The sequence below is a fragment of the Aureimonas sp. SK2 genome, assembly GCF_029813115.1.
Lineage (GTDB): Bacteria > Pseudomonadota > Alphaproteobacteria > Rhizobiales > Rhizobiaceae > Aureimonas.
This window is the reverse complement of sequence record NZ_JAPZDS010000085.1, coordinates 1-234: the sequence shown is the minus strand read 5'-3', so window position 1 is coordinate 234 and position 234 is coordinate 1. Positions and strand designations below refer to the sequence as shown.

1 protein-coding gene is annotated in these 234 nt (G+C 62.8%); it reads right to left on the bottom strand.

Going from position 1 to position 234, the window contains the following annotated elements; all coding sequences use genetic code 11:
* Positions 1-15: 15 nt before the first annotated feature.
* On the bottom strand, positions 16-234 hold a 219-nt coding region (locus tag O5O54_RS22320), incomplete at its 5' end, for a transposase (protein ID WP_279484040.1).

The window sequence follows — 234 nt, the reverse complement described above, 5'->3', positions numbered from 1 at the left end:
TAGGGAGCGGACTCGTTACGCATTGATCCAGATGCGGACGGCTGCGAGTTTGATGGCGGCGAGGAAGTTGTCAGGCCTTCGGTCGTAGCGCGTTGCAATACCGCGCATCTGCTTGATGCGGTTGAAGAAGCGCTCGACGAGGTTGCGTTGGCGATAGACCCATCGGCTGAAGGCGAAGGTAGCCTTTCGCGTCGAGCGCGGCGGGATGTTGGCCCAGGCGCCCCGTGCCGCGAC